Here is a 23,583-nt window from a genome sequence, read left to right as displayed (position 1 = left end):
ACTTAGCACTCATCGTTTACGGCGTGGACTACCAGGGTATCTAATCCTGTTCGCTCCCCACGCTTTCGAGCCTCAGCGTCAGTTACAGACCAGAGAGCCGCCTTCGCCACTGGTGTTCCTCCATATATCTACGCATTTCACCGCTACACATGGAATTCCACTCTCCTCTTCTGCACTCAAGTCTCCCAGTTTCCAATGACCCTCCCCGGTTGAGCCGGGGGCTTTCACATCAGACTTAAGAAACCGCCTGCGCTCGCTTTACGCCCAATAAATCCGGACAACGCTTGCCACCTACGTATTACCGCGGCTGCTGGCACGTAGTTAGCCGTGGCTTTCTGGTTAGATACCGTCAAGGGATGAACATTTTACTCTCATCCTTGTTCTTCTCTAACAACAGAGTTTTACGATCCGAAAACCTTCTTCACTCACGCGGCGTTGCTCGGTCAGACTTTCGTCCATTGCCGAAGATTCCCTACTGCTGCCTCCCGTAGGAGTCTGGGCCGTGTCTCAGTCCCAGTGTGGCCGATCACCCTCTCAGGTCGGCTATGCATCGTTGCCTTGGTGAGCCGTTACCTCACCAACTAGCTAATGCACCGCGGGTCCATCCATCAGTGACGCAAAAGCGCCTTTCAACTTTCTTCCATGCGGAAAATAGTGTTATACGGTATTAGCACCTGTTTCCAAGTGTTATCCCCTTCTGATGGGCAGGTTACCCACGTGTTACTCACCCGTTCGCCACTCTTTTTCTTTCGGTGGAGCAAGCTCCGGTGAAAGAAAAAGCGTTCGACTTGCATGTATTAGGCACGCCGCCAGCGTTCGTCCTGAGCCAGGATCAAACTCTCATAATGATTTGTTTGAATGACCATACGGTCATTAAGCTCATAAAAATTAACTTTGCTAGCTATTGCTTGCATGTATTTGTTTCAATAAATTGAAACGTCCTACACATTGGTTCGTTTGCTTGCTTTGTTCAGTTTTCAAAGGTCTACCGTGCTGCGTTAGCAACTTTTATATCATATCAGAGCGACATTTAATTGTCAACTCTTTTTTAAAAGTTTTTTTCGCTCGTTGTTTTTCAACTTCGTAGCGGCTGTCTCAGCGGCTTAATTAGAATAACAAATGATTTGTTATTTGTCAACAACTTTTTTTAATTAATTTTGTTGATGTATCAACATTGATTAACTGTTTTATTATTGCGACTTCGTTATAATATCATCTGTTTCATTTTTGGTCAAGTCTTTTTTTGAAGTTTTTTCAACTGTTGTTTTGACCCGCTGGCTCAATTGCCAACGTTGACTAATTTACCATTCTTCTTGACTCAGGTCAAGGAAATATTTCATTTTATTTACAAAAAGTTTTCAATAAAAAAAGACCGTCGTAACGGTCTTCAGTCTTTTCGCTAATATTCAGGTGCTAAAAGAACGGAACGCCTTCAATCTCGTAGTCTTCAATGATCTTACGAAAGATATTGGGCTCTTCCCACGCATACCCTTCTGGCAGCTGTTGCGTTTGTCCTGCTTCTTGTGTTTCAAAAACAAATAAAGGAATGTTTTGCGTATCAATATTGCCATTTGTGAGCTCAACGAGTTCGATCGCTGTCACATCAAGGTGGATACGGTCTTTAAACAATTGTAAGATCGTAGCCAAGCCGGTTTTATCTTCAGAAAAATCCGTTGACGCTAATTCCGCAGTGCCTTCGTGTATTTGCATCAAAAATCGTTTCGAACCATTTGCTAAGTGCATCATAACTGTACCCGCTACTTTTTTGGATCCCAAAATACCCACCTCAGTTATTCATCTGTTTGTAAACTAATTTTAGCACATTTTCAGAAAATATGCACGATTATCTGCTGCTGTTTTCTTTTTCTAACATTTCTTTGGCCTCTTTCACCCACACTGGTAAAGCTTCTCCAATCGTACGAAAACCGATCCGCTTATTCTTATTTGTAAAGTAGCGTTTACGCTTAAAGGGTGGCTGAACAAAACTCGTTTCCAATGTACGGCGGGACAAACTGATCTTTTGGCTGTATTCGTCAATATCAATGATTTGTACACGGATCTTTTGCCCGATCTGTAAGACTTCATGGATATTTTTGGTAAACCCAGATTGGATCTCTGAAACATGGATCAATCCCTGTGTTTCCTTATCTAACGAAACAAATGCACCATAGGGTTGAATCCCAGTGACTGTTCCTTCTATAATGTTCCCGATTTGATAATTCATAGTCTTTCCTCTCTTTTCCACTTTCATTATACTTGAACTAGTGGTAGATTTGAAGCATCAGAAACAACGTTGCACAATATAGGAGGGAAACGCATGATCAATTTTGACAAAGTTCATCCGCGCTTAAATACCAATAGCGTCAAATGGGATACCATTGCAAAAACCTATAAGGAAGAAAACTTGTTGCCGCTTTGGGTAGCCGACATGGATTTTCTGGCACCAGAACCTGTGAAAAAAGCTTTAGAAAAAGCAGTTGCCCAAGGGATCTATGGGTACTCCACCATCCCTGATTCGCTGCTTGAATCCATCATCGATTGGCAGCAAAGACGTCATGGTTATACCATCAATAAAGAAGCGATCCTTTTTAATAGCGGTGTGGTCCCTAGTATTGCACTGGCGATCCAAAGTTATACGCAAGAAGGAGATGCCGTATTGATCCACGATCCGGTCTACCATCCCTTTGCCCATGTTGTCAAAAACAATCAGCGGACCTTAATTCAAGAACCGTTACTAGAAAAAGATGGCCACTTTGTCATCGATTTTGAGGCGATGGAACAAACCATCATCGAAAAGAAGGTAAAATTGTTTCTTCTATGTAATCCTCATAATCCTGGCGGTCGCGTGTGGTCAAAAGAAGAACTGCTGACGATCGGCCGTATTTGTCAAAAGCACCAGGTGATCGTTGTCAGTGATGAGATCCATCAAGACATCGTTTTTGCACCAAATCAATTTGTCTCTTTCCAAACAGTCGAGCCAAACTTTGCCGATTTTTCGATCATCTTGACCTCAGCAACCAAGACCTTTAATTTAGCTGGGATCAAAAATTCGATGGTATTCATCAAAGACAAAACCTTGCGCAGCCAATTTGCAAAAACACAAGAACGCAACGTTCAAGGGGAAATCAATACGTTTGGTTTGGTCGCTACTGAAGCAGCGTATCGTGAATCTGAAGCATGGTTAGAAGAACTTTTGTCCTATTTAGAAGCAAATCGCACCTTTGTCTGCGACTTTTTGACTCAACAACTCCCAGCAGTGACCTTTCAAAAACCCGAAGGTACTTACTTGATCTGGCTGGATTTTTCTGCCTATGGCCTAACGGACAATCAGCTGCAGCGCAAACTGATCAAAGAAGCCAATGTCGTATTGAATCAAGGAAGTATCTTTGGTCCTCGCGGCAGTCACCATATGCGGCTAAACTTTGCCTGTCCTAAAGAGCTATTAGAAAAAGCACTCAATCAAATCGCCGCCGCGTTTAAAGACCAACCGATCGGTTAACTCTTTCTTATGAAAAAAAGAACCCTAAAGCTGCCATTTCAACGATCTCCTTGAGGATGACCGTTGAAACTGCTTTTGGGTTCTTTTGTTTTATTCGCTGATTTCGATCGTTTCGATCACTACATCATGCACTGGACGATCTTGTGGTCCTCGTTGCACGCCAGCGATTTCATCAACGACTGACATTCCTTCGATCACATGACCGAAGACTGTGTGACGGAAATCTAACCAAGGAGTACCACCTGCTTGATACGCTTCGATGATTTCAGCTGGATAACCAGCACCTTCTAATTGACCTAACATGTTGCTAGGAACATTTTGATTGTTTACGATGAAAAACTGGCTGCCGTTAGTATTCGGACCAGCGTTTGCCATGGATAAAGCGCCACGAAGATTGAACAATTCTTTTGAAAATTCATCTTCAAAGCTGCCGCCATAGATGCTTTCGCCGCCCATCCCTGTACCAGTTGGATCGCCACCTTGAATCATAAAATCAGGAATGACACGGTGGAAGATGATCCCATCGTAATACCCTTTTTTCGCTAATTCAACGAAGTTCTTCACTGTTTTTGGTGCCAATTCTGGGAACAATTGTACAACTACATCCCCACGATTGGTTTTGATGACTGCTTTATGGCCAGTTTGTTTTTCTAATGCTAACTGTGGAAATTCAGACACATTAACTCCTCCTTCTCTCTCATAAATCCATGATAGCAGAAAATTGAAAAAATGCTAGTTTGGATAATTTTTGCTATAATGAAGCTATTCGTACACTACGAACACGCTTCACCCCAACGTGGTTAGAAAAGAGGAATAACATGGATATTTTTGATATAACGATTATCGGCGCGGGACCTAGCGGGATGTTTTCTGCTTTCTATGCCGGTATGCGTAACGCCAAAACCAAGATCATCGACAGCTTGCCGCAATTAGGCGGTCAGCTTGCTACTTTATACCCAGAAAAATACATCTACGATATCCCAGGTTATCCGAAAATCAAAGCGGGCGATCTTGTCCAAAACCTGGAAAAACAGTTGACGACCTTCAATCACCAATATTGTTTAGAAGAAACCGTCTTGTCGGTCGAAAAACAAGAAGACTATATCGAAGTCACCACCGACAAAGGAATCCATTACTCGAAAGCCGTGATTTTGGCTTTAGGAAACGGCTCCTTCCAGCCGCGCAAACTGACTTTGCCAGAAAGCGAGCGGTTTGAAGGATACGGCTTAGACTATTTTGTCACCGATTTGATGAAGTATGCTGGACGCAAAGTAGCGATCGCCGGTGGCGGCGATTCTGCCATCGATTGGGCATTGATGCTGGAGCCGATCGCTAGTGAAGTCTACTTGATCCATCGCCGTCCTGAATTTCGTGCCCATGAACACAGCGTCAGCAAATTACAAGCTTCTGCCGTCAACATTTTGACTCCTTATGTGATCCAAGAGCTCCAAGGAGAGCAACGTTTGACTGGTGTCTCGTTGCAGCAAGTCAAGGGTGATGAAACGGTCAGCCTTTCGTTGGATGCTTTGATCGTCAATTACGGTTTTTCTTCCACATTGAACATCAAGGATTGGGGCATGAAAAGCAGCCGCCAAGGAGTCTTCGTCTCTTCAGATATGAGCACGTCTGTTCCTGGGATCTACGGCTGTGGGGATGTCGTTTTATACGATGGAAAAGTCGACTTGATCGCTACTGGTTTCGGGGAAGCCCCAACCGCGGTGAACAATGCGCTCCACTACATTGATCCCAAAACGCGGACACAACCTGCTCATAGTACAAGTCTTTTTAAGGAGTAGCTGAGATGAAACAAGTTGGTCAACGTCAACTTGCCACCTATACTCTCCCTTTACAGGGGAAGACCCTCACTGAGCAAATGGTTCAGTATCTGGAAGCCTTCGATCATGCCGAAACGGCAGTCCACAATCTAACCGTTGCCCAAGAAGCCAAACGATTGGCAGAACGGTTTCAAGTCAATGCGGAGAAAGCTTACTTGGCAGGACTACTGCACGATGTCAGCGTCGTCATCCCTCATGACCAGCGAATCGCCTTGCAGATAGCAATAGGCGAACCGATCTTAGACGCGGAGCGGCAAGCACCTTTTTTGCTGCATCAGCAGCAATCCACTTTGTTGGCAAAAACGGTTTTTCAGGTGTCTGATCCAGACATTCTGTCCGCCATCAGCTGTCATACCACCTTAAAGGCCCAATATAGTCGTCTCGATCTGATCGTTTTTTTAGCCGACAAAATCAAATGGGATCGCAAAGATCAAGCACCTTTTTTAACCGGCTTATTAGACCGCCTCGATGATTCCTTGGAAGCCGCCGCTGGGTATTATATGGACTGGCTTTTTGCTGGTGACTTGGTGGTCCCCCATCCTTGGGCAGTGGCAGCCAAAGCAGAACTAGCAAACACCTGTGCTTCAATGGATGTCAGAAGGGACTAAAACCCAAATGGCATGGGCTGCAACTGGAATAGGGCACTACTTATGATCGCAATCCATCAGTCGCATGTTGACTTTTGAATAAACTATTTTTACATGGAGGGGAACTATATGGTATTAGAAAGCAAAACACTTGAAGACAAAGCAAGAGAATTGTTGGCCGACCGCGGTGTCTCGCTGCAAGACATCGGTGAACTGGTGATGTTCTTGCAAAAAGACTACATTGAAGGCATCACCTTGGAGATGTGTATCGAAAGCGTCAACGCTGTCTTAAGCAAGCGGGAAGTCCACAACACGATTTTAACGGGGGTCCAATTGGATATTTTGGCAGAAGAAAATCAACTGCTGCATCCACTGCAAGAAATCGTCAAAGAAGACGAAGGGCTTTATGGGATCGATGAGATCCTCGCTCTATCCATCGTTAACGTGTACGGCTCGATCGGTTTTACTAACTATGGATACATTGATAAAGTCAAACCGGGCATTTTGAAAGAACTGAACAAGCACGACGGTCCCCGCGTTCACACCTTTTTAGATGATATCGTAGGTGCCATCGCCGCTTCTGCCGCAAGTCGCTTAGCCCATCAACACCCAAGCAAATCTCATTACATTACGCAATAAAAAAAGACCGACGATCCGCCTCCTTCAAAGGAAGTGGATCGTTGATCTTTTTTTCATTATGCTGTTTTTTTCAAGCCTCGTTTGCCCCACCAATAGAAAGCAAAAAAGAAGACTTCAATCAAGACAAAAAAGAGAATAAAGCAATGCATGAAAAACGTTTCTGGCAATACGTTGATGATCGGATCGGTGGCTGGATTAAACAGCCAATCGTCGTTACTGAAGAAAATCTCATGGAACGTAACGAAAAAGCGATCAAAGCCGACTGCCATCAAAAACCCGAAAATCAGCGGCAATATCATCCCCCATTGAAAAGGACGAATCAAGCGCCATTGCTGTTGTTTTTGCCGTAACCGATTGACGAACCAGATACTGGGCAGCACGGTGACGATCATCACGGCATAATTTAATAGAAACAACTGCTTCACATCGTAAAAATGCCCAGCGCCAGCTTCAGACATTGGAAAATCTGGCAAGGCGAGCGTACTTGCAAAGGGATTGTTTAGAAAATCTAACAATAAGCCATAGTTCTTCAACAACTCTTCTCTTGTTAGCGAGGTATAATCCAACAGATTCAAGTGATCGACATCAAACCAATATAACGGTCGAAAATTGATCGTTAGGGTGATCGCTAGACTGACCAAAAACAAAAACAAGCAGACAAATCCTAAGCGTTCAAGCCACACTTGTTTTTTCATTGTTCAAAATCCCACTCATCTAAAGAATCAACCACATAGGTTGGTGCTACTGGTAATGTCGGAACTGCCGCTTTCGGGGTAAAGCCAGATAAAACGAGCAAAGAATCGATCCCGTTTTGGATCCCCGAGCGAATATCGGTTTCGTAATTGTCCCCCACCATCAAGACCTCTTCTTTTGATAAGCCGATGTGTGCCACCGCTTTTTCCATAATGATGGCTTCTGGTTTGCCAATAAAGATCGGTTGCGTTTGGGTGGCAGTCTCCACCATTGCGATCAGTGAACCTGCACCAGGTAATAAACCTCTTTCCGTCGGGATATTTTTGTCTGGATTGGTCCCGATAAAGGTTGCTCCTTTTTGGATCGCTAACGTTGCTAAAACAAATTTTTCATAGGTCACGTGGTTGTCTAAGCCAACCACGACATAATCTGGGTTGGTTTCCTCCCACTCAAACCCAGCAGCTAAAATCAAATCGATCAACCCCGCTTCGCCGATCACAAATACTTTGCGCCCTTTGCCATGGTCTTTCATAAAATCGATCGTCGCCAAGCTTGCGGTATAGATCGTTTCTGGTGCCACATGGATCGAAAATTCATCCGCTAATCGCTGCGCCACGACTTCAGGACTGCGGGTCGTATTATTGGTCACAAATAAATAGGGCAGTCCTTTTTCTTGTAAGGATTCTACGAAGCGTTTCCCAGCAGGGATCGGCTCTTTTCCTAAATAAATCGTGCCGTCTAGATCAATCAAATAGCCTTTATATTTCATCTTATTCTTCCCTTTGTCGAATCGTAAACTCTTTTTTGCCTTTTTTCACCGTAGTTGTTTCGGTTTTTTTGACGTTTTTTTCTTTTGGTTTACGATTTTTGATCGTTGGTTTGCTTTTTTTCTGCGGTACTGTGTCACGCTTTTCTTCTATATGGGCGTTTTGTTGTGTGTTTTGATTTTGATTGTTTTGGGTTGGCTTTTTCTTGCGTCGGCGGGAGGTACTTTTTTCTTTCTTGCCGCCAACTCGTTGGATCACGAAATAGGCACAACCGAAGTTGCAATACTCATACAAATAGTCTTCCAGCATGTCGATACGCTGATCGGGTAATGTTTTGCGGTTATCTTTTTCAAAAAAGCCTTTCAAACGTAGCTGCTCATAACCCCAATCGCCTACGATATAATCATAACGTGCCAACACTTCACTGTAACGCTCGCCAAGCTTTTCTGGATTGAAGCCTTCACGATAATCCATGACCAATTTGTATTGTCGATTGCCAATCATTAATTCTTCATCATTTAACAAAGTCACCAACTCGCCTTTTTGCGGTTGTTTCGCTGGTTCTTCAATAATTTCTTCTAGTACAGATGTCATTTCATCTGTGATCGTTTGTTTTTCGGTCATTTTTTCACCACCTGTTGTTTATTATACCTTGTTTTATTCCCCAATGATAGTCGCGGTTTTCTCGCAAAATCTAGCTGGAGGAGTGACGAACTACTGGATGGGGTATTTCTGACTCAGGTAATCACCGACCACTGTGCGAATAAAGTCTGGAAAAAGAAACTCAACGGTTCCAGCAATCTCGATCGTCGGGAAAAACGGAATAAACAAGTAGTGATCCACAAGGGTCAACGTGTAGCTTTGAGCAGGATCGACGGGCTCTTGTTTCCACAATACTTGGTGGTTTTTTTCATCAAAGCGGATGCCTTCATAAACCAGTTCGCCAAAAATCTTCCCTCGAAAACCCATTCCCATAATTGGGAAATTGCGCAAAAAGTTGCGATTTTTTTCCATCTCTAAGACCAATCGAATGACATCCGCGCCTTGCAGCGTCACCCGGATCAAATGCATTGGATGGGGCAAAATCGTGTGCAGTTGATCTTGATCGACCCGTCCTTGCGGCAAATCATCTAAAAATAGCCCCGTATTTAAGATGGCGGCATCCGTCTGTCCTTTGGCACATAATGCCAAAAGCGCCTCCCGAACCAAGGAATGTTGACTTTGCCAATCCCTCGTAAATGCTGCTGGAATTTCTGCCACCTGATTTGCCCGCAGCAAGCGATGGCCGATCGATAGATATTCGGCGATCTCTTCCTCATCTTGCGGAAAAGCCACCAGTGAATCAGTCGGAATCACACGTGCGCGATGCTTGATTGGGCGGTGGTGATCATCTAAGACCACTTCGACTTCGCCAATGTTAAAACCAAACTTGCCAGCTGCCCCAATCTGAACGCCATTGATGACTTCGCCCTTTTCAAACAAATGGTGCGTGTGGGAACCTAATATAACATCTAGTTCTGGAAAGTCCCTCGCAATCTGACGGTCAGCATTGATACCTAGATGGCTCATCAAGACCAGCAGATCGACTTCGGGGCGCAAATGCTGCACCAATGAAGGCAAAATCTCCAAGGGTTCGCGAATGTCCCAGCCGTTTGGGGCATATGTCAGCGGAAACGGTGCTGTAAAAGCGATCAGGCCGATTTTGGCGCCTTGATTGCTTTCCATGATTTTGTATTCTTGTGCCCACTTCGGCGGACGTAAATCCTGCTTATCAAATAAATTGCCTAAAATGACAGGAAATGCTGCTTGGTCATATAAATGCTGCAAGACCTCTTTGGGATTGCCGACCCCTTCATTGTTCCCAATCGTCACCGCATCGTAATGTCCTTGATTCATCAAATCGACATTCGCCTTGCCGTCAGTTGCTTCTGTCAAAGGATGCCAGCGATCGACAAAGTCGCCTAAGTCGACCGCGATCACTGTCTCTTCGGTCGTATCCGCTTCTCGTTTTCTTTGATCCAAATAACGCCGCATCTTCGGCCAATGTTCTAGGTGGGAATGCAGATCGTTGGTATGGATAATCGTAATTTTTTCCATTGTGCGCCTCTTTTCAAATACGTCGCCTGAAATCACTATCCATTTCTATTGGCATCAAGGGTTGCCAGTAGAAAGACGACGGAAGTCTCTACAAAATAAGCATAGCATAAAATCTCTGGGAAACCATTGGAATGCTTGGAAAAGAATGGAATAAATAGACAGTCATTTGTCAAAAAGTACCGCCATGTTTTGCTCAATTGTTGGAATGATTTTTTTCCAAGCAAATACGATCCAAAATATATAGCACTAACATACGATCATACAATTATTGAGTAATTCTCGTTTATCGTATATACTGTATATACGATATAAGGAGGAGATGTAAAGTGAGTATTCAAGAACGAAAAATTAGAAAGAGCGGAAATTCAGTTGTTTTAACATTATCGAAAGAATTATTAGAAAAAATAGGAATTCAAGAAAATGATTACGTATTTGTTGATGAAGACAAATTAGCTGCTGCAATCACGAAAAAGTCATTACCTTCTGAGCAGGAACTCGAAATCAATCGTTTAATCGATCAATCTTTTTCTCAATATGAAGAGATGTATAAGGAGCTCGCAAATCATTGACAATCTACTTATCAGAAAAACAAATCATAAAAATGAATGTCGTGCTTATCAAAAGTCAAACACCAAATGAAGAGATCGGCTTGCGTGATCCATCTGGATTAGCCATGGCTGTAAAACAACCGCAACAAATCGTTTTTTCAAAAGAATTATATCCCTCAATGGAGGAAAAAGCTGCAATCCTTCTAATCAACTTAATCAAAAAACATCCCTTTCATAATGCCAATAAACGAACGGCTTTCATGGCAACGGATGTTTTTTTCAAGCTTAACCACTATGAAACTTTTTTCGAACAAAATCAAACGATTGCATTTCTGGTGCACATTGCGAAATATGACGAAAATAAATTTGATACTTTAAAACGATCAACCTCTGACTACCTTCGAAAATACACAAGAAAGTCGTAAAAAAGTAACTAGCTAATCAGCAATTCTTCACCTACAATCAAACAATCGTGATTCACTTTTTACTAGATTGGCTAAAAATTGATCATGAAAATTTATCAAAGAGAAGACTCAACTAAAGACTTTCAGACAATAAAAAAACCTAAGACAGTCTGTCTCAGGTTTGAATGATCATCGATTCAATTAGTACTACTGCTTTCTTCAATAGCAGGCAGTTTTTCAATCAGACACATGGAGAATCCTGCTTAGTGCTGCTTCCTTCCGGATCTGACACGCTTCACAAGACCTCCATTGTCCTAGCCTTTCGGCAAAACTTAGTATAACGTATTTCGTTAGAGATTGCCAGCCTTTTTTTGTTTTTTCTTTTCTCGTAATGCTCGGAAAAAATCTGTTAGCAGCTGGCCGCATGCTTCTTCTAAAATGCCGCCTTCCACATAGGACCAATGGTTGAAGCGCTCATCTTCCAATAAATTCATCAATGTACCAGCAGTGCCGCCTTTGGGATCGTAGGCACCAAAATACACTTCTTCCACCCGTGCCAATAACATCGCCCCACTACACATCGGGCATGGTTCCAAGGTCACAAACAGCTGCGCTTGTTCTAAGCGCCAACTTCCGACAGTGCGACAGGCTTCTTCGATCGCAAACATCTCCGCATGCGCTGCGGCTTGCTGCTGCGTTTCTCGTAGATTGTGCCCACGACCAATGATCTTGCCATCCAAGACGGCGACAGCACCGATCGGTACTTCTGCCATCCCTTCTGCTTTTCGGGCTTCTTTGATTGCTTCTTCCATAAAGAAGGCTTTTTCCTCGGCAGTCAAGGTACTTGTTTTTTCCACGACTTCACTTTCACTCCTCTACCTCGCACCATTTCGTGCATTTCCTTGTTAGTATAACGAAAAACGCTTAGAAAGACGAGAAAAACTCGCAAAGACCGATGTCCCTGCGAGTTTCAAATGGAATGATTGGCTTAAAAGACGGAATCAACAAAGCTCGTCAACTTGTCTTTGACATGTTCTGTCGAATCTTTGATATTGTCTCCGTAAACAGAGATTTTGTTGCGGCCCTCATTGACTTTTTTCATCACACCTAACAACGAATCCAATTCATTGTCAGACAAGCCGTCTACGACATCTAGCAATTTTTCATTGCCGTTGAATTTGTCATCGACAAATTTCTTTACTTTGTGTCGGTTGCAAGCGAAGCGTACTTTATTGAATACTTTGTCTGATACAACGACGGCAGTAGTGATCCCAGCGATCGCTGCAATGCTTAATCCAATCGTTACTTTTGAAGATGTTTTCATATCGATCAGCTCCCTTATTTTGCTACTTCCATCATAGCACGAGGACTGAAATAAAAACACTATTTCGTTTAAATCGCTTTGAATCTTAACCCTTTAGGAAAGAAGTTTTTTACGGTTCCTTGGACTTGTTTTCCAAAACCGACTGGGATCTCATCGACTGTCAAAATCACCCATCCAGCATTTCCTGGCACGCTCAAGGTTTCACCTGCCACATACTGCTGCCATTGCGGCAAAGTGATCGGCACTGTCGGTGCCCCTTCTTCTGCATGGATCGCCAATGCCAACGCATAACTTGGCTCGATCCGATTCTTCTTAACGACGCCGACGTGCAAACCTGGGCGCATAAACTTGATCCCTTTTAAAGAAGGCATTTCTTCAGGAACGAGCCAGAGGTTTTCTCCTAGCAGCTGTGGCGTCGCATTCAGTGCCTGTAAAAAAGGAAACTCCTTGCGAAAGGCTTGCCACAACTTTTGAGTCGCTGCATCTAATGGGCTCTTGGCTATCGCTCCTTTGCCTTTTTTCTTCTTTTTCACTGGCGCTGCTTCTGCTTGGGAGGTCAATTTCGCAGCGAAATGACCTTCTCCTTGGTTTAAATGCGGCCATAAGCGGATGGTTTTCTCAATCCCAGGTGCAGCTCCCCACTCCCTGCGCCCATGAGATACATTGTCCAAGTCGATCGCTTCGATCGTGAAGGGATACTCCTCCATTAACCAAGCCATCATCGCTTCGTTTTCTTCTGGGGCAAAGGTGCAGGTGGAATAGATCAGCTGGCCCCCCGGTTTTAGCATCGCAACGGCTTGTGCCAAAATGTCTTTTTGCCGGATCGCACACTGATCAGGTGTTTCTGCTTGCCATTCTTCTAAGGCGACGGGATCTTTACGAAACATTCCTTCACCAGAACATGGGGCGTCCACCACGATCTTGTCAAAAAACTGAGGAAAATGGCGGCTCAATTCTTGCGGTGCCTGATTGGTGACGACTACATTCGGAAAGCCCCAACGCTCCACATTTTCTGATAGGATTTTGGCACGCTTCGGGAAAATCTCATTTGCTACAAGCAGCCCTTTTCCTTGTAATTGGCTTGCCAGCTGCGTTGTTTTGCCCCCTGGCGCCGCACATAAATCTAAGATCCGCTCCCCTGGTTGAGCGGCTGCGATCGTTGCTACGATCATCGCACTAGGTTCTTGGCTGTAGACATAGCCAGCTTGATGGAGCAGCGAACGGCCTTTGACTTCGCCAATATAAGCAGCTTCTGCATAGGGGGCGGGTACAGCGGCTGGTCCATATTTTGCCAGCATCGCTTGTGCGTGCGGCTTAGCAACATTCAAGCGAAAGCCTTTGACTGGCTGATTATCGGTTAAAGCGGTAAAAAAAGCTGGTGCTTCTTCTCCTAGCAACCGTTGGTATTTTTCAATAAATGGTGTTGGTAATTGCATACTTACCCCTCCTCGGCTTTTTATTCTAGCGACTGAGAAGCAATTATGCAAGAATTCCTTGATCAAATGGCAAAAAAACTGCAGCTGAGTGAAGTGGGCGACTAATCGCTTCGACTTCTCTTTGCTGCAGACCTTTTTTATTTAAAAATCGCTTTTTTGACACTGCTTTCGATGAATGGCTGAGAGACACGGTTGTCCCAGAATTTGATCAGTGGGCCCACTAAAAAGGCACTGATGAAGGTTCCGATCCCAATAGGCCCGCCTGTGAAGAGCCCAATCAAGGCAAAGGCAACGTCTTGAATCACCCGCACCACTCGATAGTTGGCTTTCGTCTGATCGACGATGGTTGGGGCGATCGCGTCATAGGGGGCGCTGCCCAAATTCGCTGACATATAAAACGACGCACCGAAGGTAAAGAAGATGATCCCGATCAACAAGAACAAGCCTTGCTGCCACCAGTTATTTGGACCGACGGATAACCAATCAAAGACGTTGGTATAAAAGTCGATGAAGAATCCTGTCAGCACCATATTGATGACCGTCCCGATGCCGATATGGCGACGGCCAAAGATAAAAATCAATACTAGGACAGCGATATTGATCATCAATTGATAGACCCCAAGAGATAACCCTAGCAGCTCGCCGACACCGATATTGGCAGCTGTGTATGGGTCTAGCCCTACTCCGCCGACCCGCAGCAATGCCGCCCCGAATCCTAAAATGGCGACACCAATCAACGCATAAAGCGAGCGTAATCCTGTTTCTTTTTTCATTAAAATTTCCCCTTTTTTCTCATCTGTTCTTTCAAGTATAACGAGAAAAAAGGAAAATGGGAATTTCAACGCTTCACAGGGCTCTTTGTAGGGATACGATCTGGCTTCGTCCATCTCCTTTGCTTCTATTTTGCTTCCATTGAAAAGCCCGCAACAACCATTGCGATTGCGTATCTTGATTTTCGGTTCCTACAGATACGCGTGCCTCGTCCATTACTCGGGCTTCACTGGGACCATCACTTCAAATATCTGCAATTCTTTTTGGGCGGTAAAGACTTCATCTTGCCATAACAATTCCCAAACATCGCCATCGATCTTTAAATGATTCTCTTTTAGAAAGGCTTGGATGCGATGGGTAAAAGCAGCAATTTGTTCCTCTCCCTCACTGACAAACCCAGACACATACGTGCCAGTAGGACGCGTGATGATCAGCTTTTCCGGATAGAGATGCAGCCGATCTTGGGGAATCAAGATCAGTGCCCGATAAGGCGATGCGTGAAAGGTCTGATCCTCTAATGTCGTTCCAGCACTTAAAAAGCCGATGGGGTAGCCACTGAAGGCATCTTTATAATCCACTAGCGGATAAAAACGGGCGTACACTTGATAAGCAGATTCTGGATCATCGCCAGCGATCTCTTCAGAAACGATAAACGCCTCTGCTTCGTGGTGCGCTATCGTAAAGGTCTCAAAATCGGCTTTCTGTACTTTTTCATAGCGCTGGATGTAGCGATCGAAGGTTCGTTCCAATTCTTGTAGCGCAGCGATTTTCGTACGGACTTCTCCTCGCCGTTCCACAAGTTCCTTTTGCGTGTATTCCGGGTTGCGATTTTTTAAAAATTGACGAATGTCTTGCAAGGGCATGTCTAAAGAACGCAAGAGCAAAATCACGTCTAACTCAAGGCATTGTTCAAAGCCGTAGTAGCGATAGCCGTTTTCACCAATCGATTGCGGTTTGAACAAATCGATCTGATCGTAATAAATCAATGTGCGCCGACTCACGCCAGCATAAGCGGACATCTCACTGATGGTCAATTGTTTTTTCAAAAAAATTTCACTCCTTGCTTGACTATAACGTAACGTTACAGTTTATTCTACCATAGAACGACATTTTTGGAGGGAAATCATGAAACAATTACAGTTATTTTATAAAGAAGAACGACGCTTCTTTTTCAGTTTATTTCTTTTGATGCTGGTCCAATCCTTCGGCACACTCCTGTTGCCGTATTTTTTGGCTAAAATCATTGATGAAGGGATCTTGAAAGTCGACACGACAGCCATTTGGCACAATGGCTGGTGGATGTTTGCCATTGCCATCGGCACCGTGATCGTCTCTGTAGGCGGTAGTTATTTATCTGCCCACCTTTCAGGAAAATTCGGGCATTTTTTGCGGATGCGCCTTTTCAAAAAAACACAAGAACTCTCTGTATCCGCTGTTGATGGCTATGGTACGCCCACTTTGCTGGCACGTACCACCAGCGACATCAACAACATCCAACAAATTTTGATGATGGCGCTGCAAATGATTTTGCCAGCCCCAATGATCGTCGCTGCTTCAATTTTTCTAACCGGCACCGTCTCTTTACGGATGATTTGGGTCCCAATCGTAGCGATCCTATGTTTTTCAATGATCGCTTATGGAGTGATTCGCAAAGCGATCCCATTATCACAAATCACGCAAAATCTAGTCGATAAAATGATGCGGATCTTACGAGAAACCTTTACTGGCGCTCGGGTGATTCGAGCATTCGACAAAGCTGCTTACGAAAAAGAACGGACAGATCAAACACTGACGGAATATGCGAAAACCATGATCCAAGTCAATCGCCTCTTTGCTGTCTTGAATCCGACCGTCAATTTAGTAATGGGCCTCTCGATTTCGACTATCCTTGTCTACGGCGGCTATCAAAGTCTGCAGGGCCACCTTGCTATTGGTAGTATTACTGCCATCATCGAATACACGATCCTGAGTCTCTGGTTTTTGACTATGGCAGCGATGGTGATCGTGATGGTGCCTAAAGGCTTGACTTCCTTGCAACGGATCACAGAAGTTTTGGAAGAACCAATTGATTTGATCGACGGTGACCAAACCTTAAACAAGACCGCCGTGTCAGAAACGATCGCCGCTTTCAATCACGTGCAGTTTACGTATGAAGGCGCCGAAGAACCTGTCTTAGAAGATATCAGCTTCGAGATCCACCGAGGCAAAACGACAGCGATCGTTGGCGGAACTGGCTCTGGCAAAAGCACCATCGCCAAAGCGCTGTTGCGTTTCAAAGATGTGTCTGCTGGTTCGATCACGCTTTTTGGCCGCAACATCAAAGAGATCTCACAAGCCGAATTACGGGACCAAATTAGTTATGTCCCGCAAAAAGCGCTCTTGCTTAGCGGCACGATTCAAGAAACCTTGCGTTTCGGCAATCGTCCAGCAACCCATGAGGCGATGGCAAAAGCCGCTGAAGTTGCTCAAGCCAAGTCATTTATTGAAGGCTTGCCTGAAGGTTATGAAAGTCCAGTTGCTCAAAAAGGCAGCAATTTCTCTGGCGGTCAAAAGCAACGATTGAGTATTGCCCGAGCGCTGACAAAGCCAGCAGAAATCTACTTCTTTGACGACAGCTTTTCTGCTTTGGATTATCAAACAGACGCCAACTTGCGGCGTGCATTGAAAGAATACACGAAAGATGCCGCCGTCATTATCGTGGCTCAGCGGGTATCGACCGTCAAAAATGCCGATCAAATCATTGTCTTGGATAACGGCAAAATGGTCGGTAAAGGAACCCACGAAGAATTATTACGCAATTGCCAAACTTATCAAGAGTTTGCCTCATCTCAAGGAATGGGAGGAATGAAGGATGAGTAAACAAACAATAGATACACCAAAAAACATGAAACATACAAGCCGACGCTTGCTGCGTTTGCTGATGGAACAAAAAGCCCGCTTTCTACTGATTATCGCTTCCGCCTTGTTCTTTTCCTTACTGATGTCCATCGCCCCTTTGATCTTGGGGCGTGGACTGGATAATCTGATTGCCTTGTTTCAACAAGAAGGCTGGCAGATCAGTGATTTTTGGCAAAGTATTTTAGGCCCGGTCGTCCTTTTAGCGGGAACGTGGCTTTTGATTAGTCTCTTTTCCTTGCTGCAAGAGTATACGATGGCCAGTGTCAGTGAAACCCTGACCTTGACTTTACGCAAACAAATCAGTGACAAATTCAATCGCTTGCCTATCAGTTTTTACGACAAACATCATACTGGCGATATTTTAAGCCGAGTGATTCTCGATTTAGATAAAGTATCCGAAGTCTTGCAAGTCGGTTTGATGCAGTTGATCACGGCAACTATCAGCATTACCTTCGGCTTGATCGCTATGCTTTATCTCAGCCCATTACTGACGATCGGTGTGGTCCTGATTTTGCTTTTGAGTGCTTTTGTGACCACCGTTCTCGCACGAAAAAACTTGAGCTACTTTACCAAAAACCAAGAAACATTAGGCGCTGTCAGCAGTCGTGCGGAAGAGTTTTATACCGCAAATCCGCTGATCAAATCCTACAACCAGCAAGTTGCCGTTGAAGCGGAAATGGCGGAATTGAGCGAAGCCCAATTTAAAGCCTTTCGAAAAGCACAGTTCGTCAGTGCAGCGATCAATCCTTTCGTGCGCTTTATCAATCAAATCGGCTTTATCTTAAGCGCCGTCGTTGGTGGTCTGATGGTGTTGCAAGGCCAATTATCCATTGGTCTCGTACAAGCCTATCTGCAATACATCAACCAAGTGTCTGAACCGATCACGCAAGCTTCTTATATTATGAATACCTTGCAAAGTGCCTTAGCATCTCTCGAACGAATTTTTGAGATCCTTGATTATCCTGAAGAAGAAACTGCGACCCAACAACTGCCAGTTCCACAAACCATCAAAGGAAAAATCGATTTCCAACACGTCTCCTTTGGCTACAGCAAGGAAAAACTCTTGATGGAAAACGTCGAATTTTCCGTCAAACCAAAACAAACGGTCGCGATCGTTGGACCAACAGGTGCTGGAAAAACCACCATGATCAATCTTTTGATGCGCTTTTATCCTTTAAACGGTGGAAAGATTTTGCTGGACGATCAAGACATGATGTCCTTTTCGGCACCGGCAGTACGGAAAAAATTCGGTATGGTGCTGCAGGATACATGGCTGTTCCAAGGAACCATTGCTGAAAATATCGCTTATGGCAATCCCGATGCCACTCGGGAAGACATCTTGGCTGCCGCGAAAGCCGCCCAATGCGACCACTTTGTGCGGACCCTGCCCAACGGTTACGATACCGTCATTGGTTCCGAAAGCGAACTGTCACAAGGACAACAACAATTATTGACGATCGCTCGGGCGATTTTAGCAGACCCAACGATCCTGATCCTTGATGAAGCCACCTCCAGTGTCGACACGCGGACGGAACAAATGATCCAAACGGCGATGGATCGTTTGACCCAAGGACGGACCAGCTTTATCATCGCCCATCGTCTTTCTACCATCAAAAACGCTGACTTGATCTTAGTGATGAAAGACGGCTCCGTCGTCGAAAAAGGCTCCCACACAGAACTACTGGCACAAGATTCCCTTTACGCCCAACTATATAACAGCCAGTTTGCAACAGCTTGATGAAAAAGCCGAACCACCAACCAATGACTTTATAAACTGTCGAGGTTGTGGGTCGGCTTTTTTCTTTTTCCGTAAAAATCTGTGAGCACCAAGGCTAACTACTATTACCTTCAATTGCTTCTCTTTTACTCAACTTTTTTTAGTGCTGCTTGGATAAGCGGTACTTTTCCTGGTTCTTTTTTTATGATTGCCATTAATTTTCCTGAAAAAAGTTTTTTCTCTTGGCAATTATACCCGTCTAGATCTGCGGGATCGCCATTAGCAAGTCCGAGGATTGTTCCATTTTTTACCAAAACCGCTACAAGTTCGTCTGCAGTTGGCACCTCGATCCCTTCTGAATCGATTCCTTGGATCTCAAATAGAGAGTAGTCCGCTCCACAGAATCGTTCTTTAACTGTGACAGAATCAGTCGGACCGCTTGTTTTTCGAGTTGCTTCAATTGTTTGTTCCTCTTTGACACCAATGGCTTTTAAACAACCTGGTTCATAAGGAATACGCCAAGATAGGCCATCTTTATCATTTTTTTCTTTCCAAAACTCTTCCCGTTCAGAAACAACTCAACAGTATGACAATTAGAAAAAATCCTCACCTCCGTAACCCCTTGGTCAATTGTTAACCCTTCTTTGTTCCAGTGAGGAAACACATGAACCATTGGTGTTTCAGTCCACCTTGATTGATAATAATAAAAAGAATCCTTTTCAAATCCGACCGTATCTGTAATTCCAAATTGAGAACTGATCCCAGGCCAGCGAAACGGTGCTGGCTCACCGTAGTAATCCATAAATGTCCACAAGAAGACACCTCCCATATAGGCATGTTCTTCTAAGTAACGCAGTACTTCTGTCGGTTTAGCCGTACCACCGGTTCCTGGCTCTTCAGGCTTTCGTTTCCCAGGTAAGACCATAGAATAAAGAGAACCAAAGTTTGAAGTATGACATTTTTCGCTGTTATCTTGATAGACCCCTCTTGTCGAAAAGTAAGAAGCACTTTCCGTACTAAGATATGAAAATAGCGGATACTTTTCCTTTACAGCAACTAAACCTGTCCCATTTACAGCAGCCTCAGGATAATTGACCCCGTTCACATCAAAAATACGCATATAAGAAGCATCCACCTGACCAGCAGGATTAAGTAATTCCGCTGAAACAATAAGACTTTGCGAAGTATGGGTTCGGATCACAGCTGCTAATTTTTGTGCCATTCGGTAAGCAAGCGGCGTATGACCAATCACCTCTTCATTACAAAGGGACCAAAAACAAAGAGAAGGATGATTACGTGTTTGCTTCACCATTTTTGCCAGCTCATTTGTCCGCCACTCACTAGATTCCAAGATGCGGTTCTCGTTCATAACGATGATACCTAACTCATCACATAATTCAAGGAGGTCTTTAGAAGCAAAGTGATGTGCACTGCGATAGGCGTTTACCCCCATTTCTTTCATTTTCAACAGCTTATACCGTAAAATATCTTTTGGTAATGCGACACCTAGACCACCAAAATCTTGATGCTCACAGACCCCTCTTAATTCTTTACGTTCCCCATTAAGCAGAAAACCTTTCGTAGTATATGCGACTGTCCTAATACCAAAAAAAAGCTGATAGTCATCGATTTGGTTCTCGCCATCAAATAGTTGAAAAGTAGCTTGGTATAGATGTGGATTCTCGAGAGACCATAGCTGAGGCGCGCAGATTTTTTGACAATAACTCCATTCTGTTGTCTCCAAAGGATCTACGTTACACTCATGGATATTTTGTTGATCAGCCACCAGACTTTTGATCGTTATCTTTTGTTTTTTCTCAAAATGATGGTTAGCAAGACCAATGGTGATTTTAAGGAGCGCTTCCTGCTGGTTTATTTCAGTTGTTTCGATAAACGATGCTTCTGCCACAATCTGAAGCTTTGGTTTTATTTCTAAATATACATCCTTATATATACCTGCTCCCTCATACCACCAGCCTTCCGCGCCTTTCGTCGTATCCACTTTGATCAACACCACATTCACTCCCTCTGAGCCGATGCGTATCAGTTCAGAGACATCAAAAGAAAAATCAGAGTATCCACTGTAATGATCACCTAGAAATACACCATTAAACCAGACAGATGCCATACGCATGACGCCCATAAAGTGGAGAGTCACTTGCTTTTCGTTCACTTCATCTGGAGTTAACGCAAAAGTCTTACGGTAATAGGCAATGCCGTCTGGCTTTGATCCACTCATCAGTAAATCGGGATCATTAACATACGGAAGTTCATTTTTCCAATCATGAGGGAGATCAACAGATACCCAATCTTCGTCAAGTTCACTTTCCAAAGCAGTGTTCGCCAACATTCTCAAGCCTTTTTCACGATCACCTTGAGCAATCAGCCGTAGAAAATGTTCTCCACCAGCACCTATCAAAACAGTATCCCCCGCTTCATTTTCAAGCGGAGCTGCCAAGCCACCGATAGCTGCGGCTTTTCTGACTGTTTTCATTGGCTCTTCTATCTCATCTAAGTGAAATTGCCAGCCATCATTCAGTAATCGATTTTGTCTCATTTTTTCTCCTCCTTCTTATAAAAGTTATTTTGCTCTAGCTAAAAAGTCCCCACAAAATGGATCGATCGGGCTCTTACCTTTAAACGGTTCTTTCCCTAGCAATTTCTGGATTATAGCCTCCACTGTTTCTGGATTTCCTGTATACGCATTGATAAAAGTTGAAACATAAGGGATGTCAAATAAGTGATAGGGATTGGCAGTAGAAACAAAAATGGTAGGGAGATCCTTTTCATACCAGGGAGCATTTGCGGCCATCAAATGATTCCAATCCAAACGAACTGTTGTCTGATTGCTGGCGGTCTCAACATTAGCAACATACAATGCCAAATCAAATTTATTTCTAAGATCCTCAACCCCTGCCTCGAAAACCTCTTGGAAATCCAATTGTTGATTATCGAAAAGGTTGACTTCAAATCCAGCAGCTTCTAATCCAGCTTTAAAAAGCGGACCCACTCGTCCTCCCTCTTTAAATCCACCGTCGTCAGAATCACCCAAAATAACGAGACGGATTCGAGGGTATCGTTGTGGGGTGAGTGGTAAGTGTTTTTCTCTGTCTTTGACCAATGTAATCGACTCATCAGCAATTTTTTTCGTTACCCACTGATATTCAGTACGATCGATGACACTTTTAGGAGTACTATTGACTGTCTCTTCCCTTACTTCAGTAAATAAACCATGGTACATCTTGACTGCTAAAATTCGTGCGACTGCTTCATCCAAACGTTCCATACGAATGCTTCCCTCTTTTACAGCAGATGCGATCACTTCATAATCTTCATCAATATTTTTATTAAAAAGCAACATATCGATTCCTGCATTGATTGAAGCAACGAGTCGCTCTCTATGAGGCATGATCGTCGTGTAACCGACCATTGGTGTTGCATCAGTGATAGCCAAACCATTGAAGCCCAGTGTATCTCTTAGTAACCCGTTAACTAGAAGTTTCGAGCAAGAAGCAGGCATAAATTCGGTTTCTCTGATCGTTGGTGAAAGTTTTCGCTCCCATGCAGGCTGATAAATGTGTCCCACCATGATACAGCTGACGTTTTTTTCTATAAACTGGCGATAAATAGTCCCATACGATTCCATCCACTCATTCGCGGAGAGTGAATTGATCGAACTCAGTAAATGTTGATCCCTTTCATCAACACCGTCCCCAGGAAAATGCTTGATCACTGGAATGATGTTACTCTCAGAAAAACCGTCTATCTGCGCTTGAGCCATACGAATAATTCGTTTTTGATCACTTCCAAATGTGCGAGTATTCGTGATTGGGTTCTTGAAGTTATAATCAATATCGACAATCGGTGAAAAAGCCATATTAATGCCAATTTGAGCTGCTTCCAGCCCAGCAATTTTTCCTAAGTAATAGGCATTTTCGGTGCAATCTGTAGCGGCGATCTGCATAGGATTACCGACCCATGTCCCTTCCGTAAGAATACCATTCCCACCTGACTCTAAATTTGCTGAAAGAAATAACGGTATTGTGCTAGCATCTTGGACTGCTCTTAGCTGATCCTTCAATTTTTCAGCATTGTCGGGGCGATACATCATTCCTCCCGGTTGGTATTTCTTAATAAAAGCCGTCAATTCCTTTACAGAACCTGATTGTCCAATCACGAAAAAAAGCTGACCAATTTTTTCCATAACTGACATGTTTTCTACGATCTTCTGAATTTGTTTTTTCCTTGTCTCTGTAAATTTGAAAAGTGTTTCTCTTGTCTCTCTCACTGAGTTGTCCTCCAATCGATAGTTTCACAGACGACGAGCGCAAGAATCACTTCACTCTTGCGCTCGTTTGTTGTTATTAT

Annotated in this window: 23 protein-coding genes, 1 rRNA gene and 1 other RNA gene (1 of these 25 running past the window's edge); 8 read left to right on the top strand and 17 right to left on the bottom strand. The window is 43.9% G+C overall.

The window, feature by feature from the left end; genetic code table 11:
• The 3 genes from IGK61_RS03150 to IGK61_RS03140 form a co-directional block, all read right to left on the bottom strand.
• Positions 1-848 (bottom strand): 16S ribosomal RNA (locus IGK61_RS03150) (it extends 711 nt beyond the left edge of the window).
• Between the two features lie 565 nt (positions 849-1,413).
• The gene (locus IGK61_RS03145; protein WP_005227664.1) at positions 1,414-1,776 is read right to left on the bottom strand and encodes a hypothetical protein; all 363 of its coding nucleotides are present in this window, start codon (positions 1,774-1,776) and stop codon (positions 1,414-1,416) included.
• Positions 1,777-1,843: 67 nt separating this feature from the next.
• Positions 1,844-2,224, bottom strand: a complete 381-nt coding sequence (locus IGK61_RS03140; RefSeq protein WP_005227662.1) for a CvfD/Ygs/GSP13 family RNA-binding post-transcriptional regulator — start codon at positions 2,222-2,224, stop codon at positions 1,844-1,846.
• Between the two features lie 93 nt (positions 2,225-2,317).
• Here IGK61_RS03140 and IGK61_RS03135 point away from each other — a divergent pair, with 93 nt between their 5' ends.
• Complete coding sequence (locus IGK61_RS03135) at positions 2,318-3,499, top strand: MalY/PatB family protein (protein ID WP_074536561.1); 1,182 nt, start codon at positions 2,318-2,320, stop codon at positions 3,497-3,499.
• Positions 3,500-3,589: 90 nt separating this feature from the next.
• Here IGK61_RS03135 and IGK61_RS03130 read toward each other — a convergent pair whose 3' ends face one another.
• Positions 3,590-4,177 (bottom strand): peptidylprolyl isomerase, encoded by a 588-nt coding sequence (locus IGK61_RS03130; RefSeq protein WP_005227659.1) that lies wholly within the window; start codon positions 4,175-4,177, stop codon positions 3,590-3,592.
• Positions 4,178-4,317: 140 nt separating this feature from the next.
• Here IGK61_RS03130 and IGK61_RS03125 point away from each other — a divergent pair, with 140 nt between their 5' ends.
• The 3 genes from IGK61_RS03125 to IGK61_RS03115 all read left to right on the top strand — a co-directional run bounded on the left by IGK61_RS03125 (position 4,318) and on the right by IGK61_RS03115 (position 6,560).
• Positions 4,318-5,295 (top strand): NAD(P)/FAD-dependent oxidoreductase, encoded by a 978-nt coding sequence (locus IGK61_RS03125; RefSeq protein ID WP_008378083.1) that lies wholly within the window; start codon positions 4,318-4,320, stop codon positions 5,293-5,295.
• A gap of 5 nt (positions 5,296-5,300) precedes the next feature.
• A complete protein-coding gene (yqeK, locus tag IGK61_RS03120) occupies positions 5,301-5,942 on the top strand; it encodes a bis(5'-nucleosyl)-tetraphosphatase (symmetrical) YqeK (RefSeq protein WP_074536562.1) in 642 nt (213 codons plus the stop codon).
• Between the two features lie 108 nt (positions 5,943-6,050).
• Entirely contained in the window at positions 6,051-6,560 is a 510-nt protein-coding gene (locus IGK61_RS03115; protein ID WP_005227653.1) for a phosphatidylglycerophosphatase A family protein, read from the top strand.
• Between the two features lie 56 nt (positions 6,561-6,616).
• Here the strand turns inward: IGK61_RS03115 and IGK61_RS03110 are convergent, their stop codons facing one another.
• The 4 genes from IGK61_RS03110 to IGK61_RS03095 form a co-directional block, all read right to left on the bottom strand.
• Complete coding sequence (locus IGK61_RS03110) at positions 6,617-7,255, bottom strand: TIGR01906 family membrane protein (protein ID WP_074536563.1); 639 nt, start codon at positions 7,253-7,255, stop codon at positions 6,617-6,619.
• Positions 7,252-8,022: a TIGR01457 family HAD-type hydrolase gene (locus IGK61_RS03105; RefSeq protein ID WP_061053784.1), complete on the bottom strand. Its 771-nt coding sequence runs from the start codon at positions 8,020-8,022 to the stop codon at positions 7,252-7,254. The genes IGK61_RS03110 and IGK61_RS03105 overlap by 4 nt, the downstream gene beginning before the upstream one ends.
• Position 8,023: 1 nt before the next feature.
• Complete coding sequence (locus IGK61_RS03100; protein ID WP_074536564.1) at positions 8,024-8,644, bottom strand: YutD family protein; 621 nt, start codon at positions 8,642-8,644, stop codon at positions 8,024-8,026.
• Positions 8,645-8,734: 90 nt separating this feature from the next.
• The gene (locus IGK61_RS03095) at positions 8,735-10,117 is read right to left on the bottom strand and encodes a bifunctional metallophosphatase/5'-nucleotidase (protein WP_074536565.1); all 1,383 of its coding nucleotides are present in this window, start codon (positions 10,115-10,117) and stop codon (positions 8,735-8,737) included.
• 326 nt (positions 10,118-10,443) lie between these two features.
• Here IGK61_RS03095 and IGK61_RS03090 point away from each other — a divergent pair, with 326 nt between their 5' ends.
• A complete protein-coding gene (locus tag IGK61_RS03090; protein WP_005227642.1) occupies positions 10,444-10,686 on the top strand; it encodes an addiction module antitoxin in 243 nt (80 codons plus the stop codon).
• Entirely contained in the window at positions 10,683-11,090 is a 408-nt protein-coding gene (locus IGK61_RS03085; RefSeq protein ID WP_005227640.1) for a type II toxin-antitoxin system death-on-curing family toxin, read from the top strand. The genes IGK61_RS03090 and IGK61_RS03085 overlap by 4 nt, the downstream gene beginning before the upstream one ends.
• A gap of 213 nt (positions 11,091-11,303) precedes the next feature.
• Here the strand turns inward: IGK61_RS03085 and ffs are convergent.
• The 6 genes from ffs to IGK61_RS03055 all read right to left on the bottom strand — a co-directional run bounded on the left by ffs (position 11,304) and on the right by IGK61_RS03055 (position 15,619).
• Positions 11,304-11,390: signal recognition particle sRNA small type (gene ffs, locus IGK61_RS03080), an RNA gene on the bottom strand.
• A gap of 29 nt (positions 11,391-11,419) precedes the next feature.
• On the bottom strand, positions 11,420-11,926 hold the full coding sequence (gene tadA, locus IGK61_RS03075) for a tRNA adenosine(34) deaminase TadA (RefSeq protein WP_074536567.1): 507 nt from the start codon (positions 11,924-11,926) through the stop codon (positions 11,420-11,422).
• 131 nt (positions 11,927-12,057) lie between these two features.
• Positions 12,058-12,393, bottom strand: coding sequence for a hypothetical protein (locus IGK61_RS03070; RefSeq protein WP_005227636.1), 336 nt, complete (start codon positions 12,391-12,393; stop codon positions 12,058-12,060).
• A gap of 68 nt (positions 12,394-12,461) precedes the next feature.
• Positions 12,462-13,829 (bottom strand): RsmB/NOP family class I SAM-dependent RNA methyltransferase, encoded by a 1,368-nt coding sequence (locus tag IGK61_RS03065; RefSeq protein WP_074536568.1) that lies wholly within the window; start codon positions 13,827-13,829, stop codon positions 12,462-12,464.
• A 137-nt stretch (positions 13,830-13,966) separates the two neighbouring features.
• Entirely contained in the window at positions 13,967-14,716 is a 750-nt protein-coding gene (locus IGK61_RS03060) for a YczE/YyaS/YitT family protein (protein WP_015509025.1), read from the bottom strand.
• A 99-nt stretch (positions 14,717-14,815) separates the two neighbouring features.
• Positions 14,816-15,619: a MerR family transcriptional regulator gene (locus tag IGK61_RS03055; protein ID WP_080646970.1), complete on the bottom strand. Its 804-nt coding sequence runs from the start codon at positions 15,617-15,619 to the stop codon at positions 14,816-14,818.
• Positions 15,620-15,725: 106 nt separating this feature from the next.
• On the opposite strand from IGK61_RS03055, the gene IGK61_RS03050 reads away from it, so the two are divergent.
• Both IGK61_RS03050 and IGK61_RS03045 read left to right on the top strand, forming a co-directional pair.
• The gene (locus IGK61_RS03050; RefSeq protein WP_074536569.1) at positions 15,726-17,459 is read left to right on the top strand and encodes an ABC transporter ATP-binding protein; all 1,734 of its coding nucleotides are present in this window, start codon (positions 15,726-15,728) and stop codon (positions 17,457-17,459) included.
• The gene (locus tag IGK61_RS03045; protein ID WP_074536570.1) at positions 17,452-19,236 is read left to right on the top strand and encodes an ABC transporter ATP-binding protein; all 1,785 of its coding nucleotides are present in this window, start codon (positions 17,452-17,454) and stop codon (positions 19,234-19,236) included. The genes IGK61_RS03050 and IGK61_RS03045 overlap by 8 nt, the downstream gene beginning before the upstream one ends.
• A 125-nt stretch (positions 19,237-19,361) precedes the next feature.
• Here IGK61_RS03045 and IGK61_RS03040 read toward each other — a convergent pair whose 3' ends face one another.
• From IGK61_RS03040 to IGK61_RS03030, 3 genes are all read right to left on the bottom strand, one after another.
• Positions 19,362-19,559, bottom strand: a complete 198-nt coding sequence (locus IGK61_RS03040) for a hypothetical protein (protein WP_254777467.1) — start codon at positions 19,557-19,559, stop codon at positions 19,362-19,364.
• A 146-nt stretch (positions 19,560-19,705) separates the two neighbouring features.
• Positions 19,706-21,772: a glycoside hydrolase family 2 TIM barrel-domain containing protein gene (locus IGK61_RS03035; RefSeq protein ID WP_240934957.1), complete on the bottom strand. Its 2,067-nt coding sequence runs from the start codon at positions 21,770-21,772 to the stop codon at positions 19,706-19,708.
• A gap of 24 nt (positions 21,773-21,796) precedes the next feature.
• Positions 21,797-23,503 (bottom strand): glycoside hydrolase family 3 N-terminal domain-containing protein, encoded by a 1,707-nt coding sequence (locus IGK61_RS03030; RefSeq protein WP_167827366.1) that lies wholly within the window; start codon positions 23,501-23,503, stop codon positions 21,797-21,799.
• Positions 23,504-23,583 lie beyond the last annotated feature (80 nt).

This window comes from Enterococcus sp. AZ063 (assembly GCF_051715045.1).
Lineage (GTDB): Bacteria > Bacillota > Bacilli > Lactobacillales > Enterococcaceae > Enterococcus_D > Enterococcus_D casseliflavus.
Note: the sequence above shows the minus strand (reverse complement) of the source record. Positions and strands in the feature narration are given on the sequence as shown.

Excerpts from the sequence above, each read along its gene's own strand:
- IGK61_RS03095 (WP_074536565.1), bottom strand. The coding sequence starts at position 10,117 with ATGGAAAAAATTACGATTATCCATACCAACGATCTGCATTCCCACCTA.
- IGK61_RS03115 (WP_005227653.1), top strand. The coding sequence starts at position 6,051 with ATGGTATTAGAAAGCAAAACACTTGAAGACAAAGCAAGAGAATTGTTG.
- IGK61_RS03105 (WP_061053784.1), bottom strand. The coding sequence starts at position 8,022 with ATGAAATATAAAGGCTATTTGATTGATCTAGACGGCACGATTTATTTA.
- IGK61_RS03125 (WP_008378083.1), top strand. The coding sequence starts at position 4,318 with ATGGATATTTTTGATATAACGATTATCGGCGCGGGACCTAGCGGGATG.
- IGK61_RS03035 (WP_240934957.1), bottom strand. The coding sequence starts at position 21,772 with ATGAGACAAAATCGATTACTGAATGATGGCTGGCAATTTCACTTAGAT.
- IGK61_RS03070 (WP_005227636.1), bottom strand. The coding sequence starts at position 12,393 with ATGAAAACATCTTCAAAAGTAACGATTGGATTAAGCATTGCAGCGATC.
- IGK61_RS03135 (WP_074536561.1), top strand. The coding sequence starts at position 2,318 with ATGATCAATTTTGACAAAGTTCATCCGCGCTTAAATACCAATAGCGTC.
- IGK61_RS03065 (WP_074536568.1), bottom strand. The coding sequence starts at position 13,829 with ATGCAATTACCAACACCATTTATTGAAAAATACCAACGGTTGCTAGGA.
- IGK61_RS03110 (WP_074536563.1), bottom strand. The coding sequence starts at position 7,255 with ATGAAAAAACAAGTGTGGCTTGAACGCTTAGGATTTGTCTGCTTGTTT.
- IGK61_RS03140 (WP_005227662.1), bottom strand. The coding sequence starts at position 2,224 with ATGAATTATCAAATCGGGAACATTATAGAAGGAACAGTCACTGGGATT.
- IGK61_RS03100 (WP_074536564.1), bottom strand. The coding sequence starts at position 8,644 with ATGACCGAAAAACAAACGATCACAGATGAAATGACATCTGTACTAGAA.
- IGK61_RS03055 (WP_080646970.1), bottom strand. The coding sequence starts at position 15,619 with ATGTCCGCTTATGCTGGCGTGAGTCGGCGCACATTGATTTATTACGAT.
- IGK61_RS03050 (WP_074536569.1), top strand. The coding sequence starts at position 15,726 with ATGAAACAATTACAGTTATTTTATAAAGAAGAACGACGCTTCTTTTTC.
- IGK61_RS03045 (WP_074536570.1), top strand. The coding sequence starts at position 17,452 with ATGAGTAAACAAACAATAGATACACCAAAAAACATGAAACATACAAGC.
- IGK61_RS03060 (WP_015509025.1), bottom strand. The coding sequence starts at position 14,716 with ATGGACGAAGCCAGATCGTATCCCTACAAAGAGCCCTGTGAAGCGTTG.
- yqeK (WP_074536562.1), top strand. The coding sequence starts at position 5,301 with ATGAAACAAGTTGGTCAACGTCAACTTGCCACCTATACTCTCCCTTTA.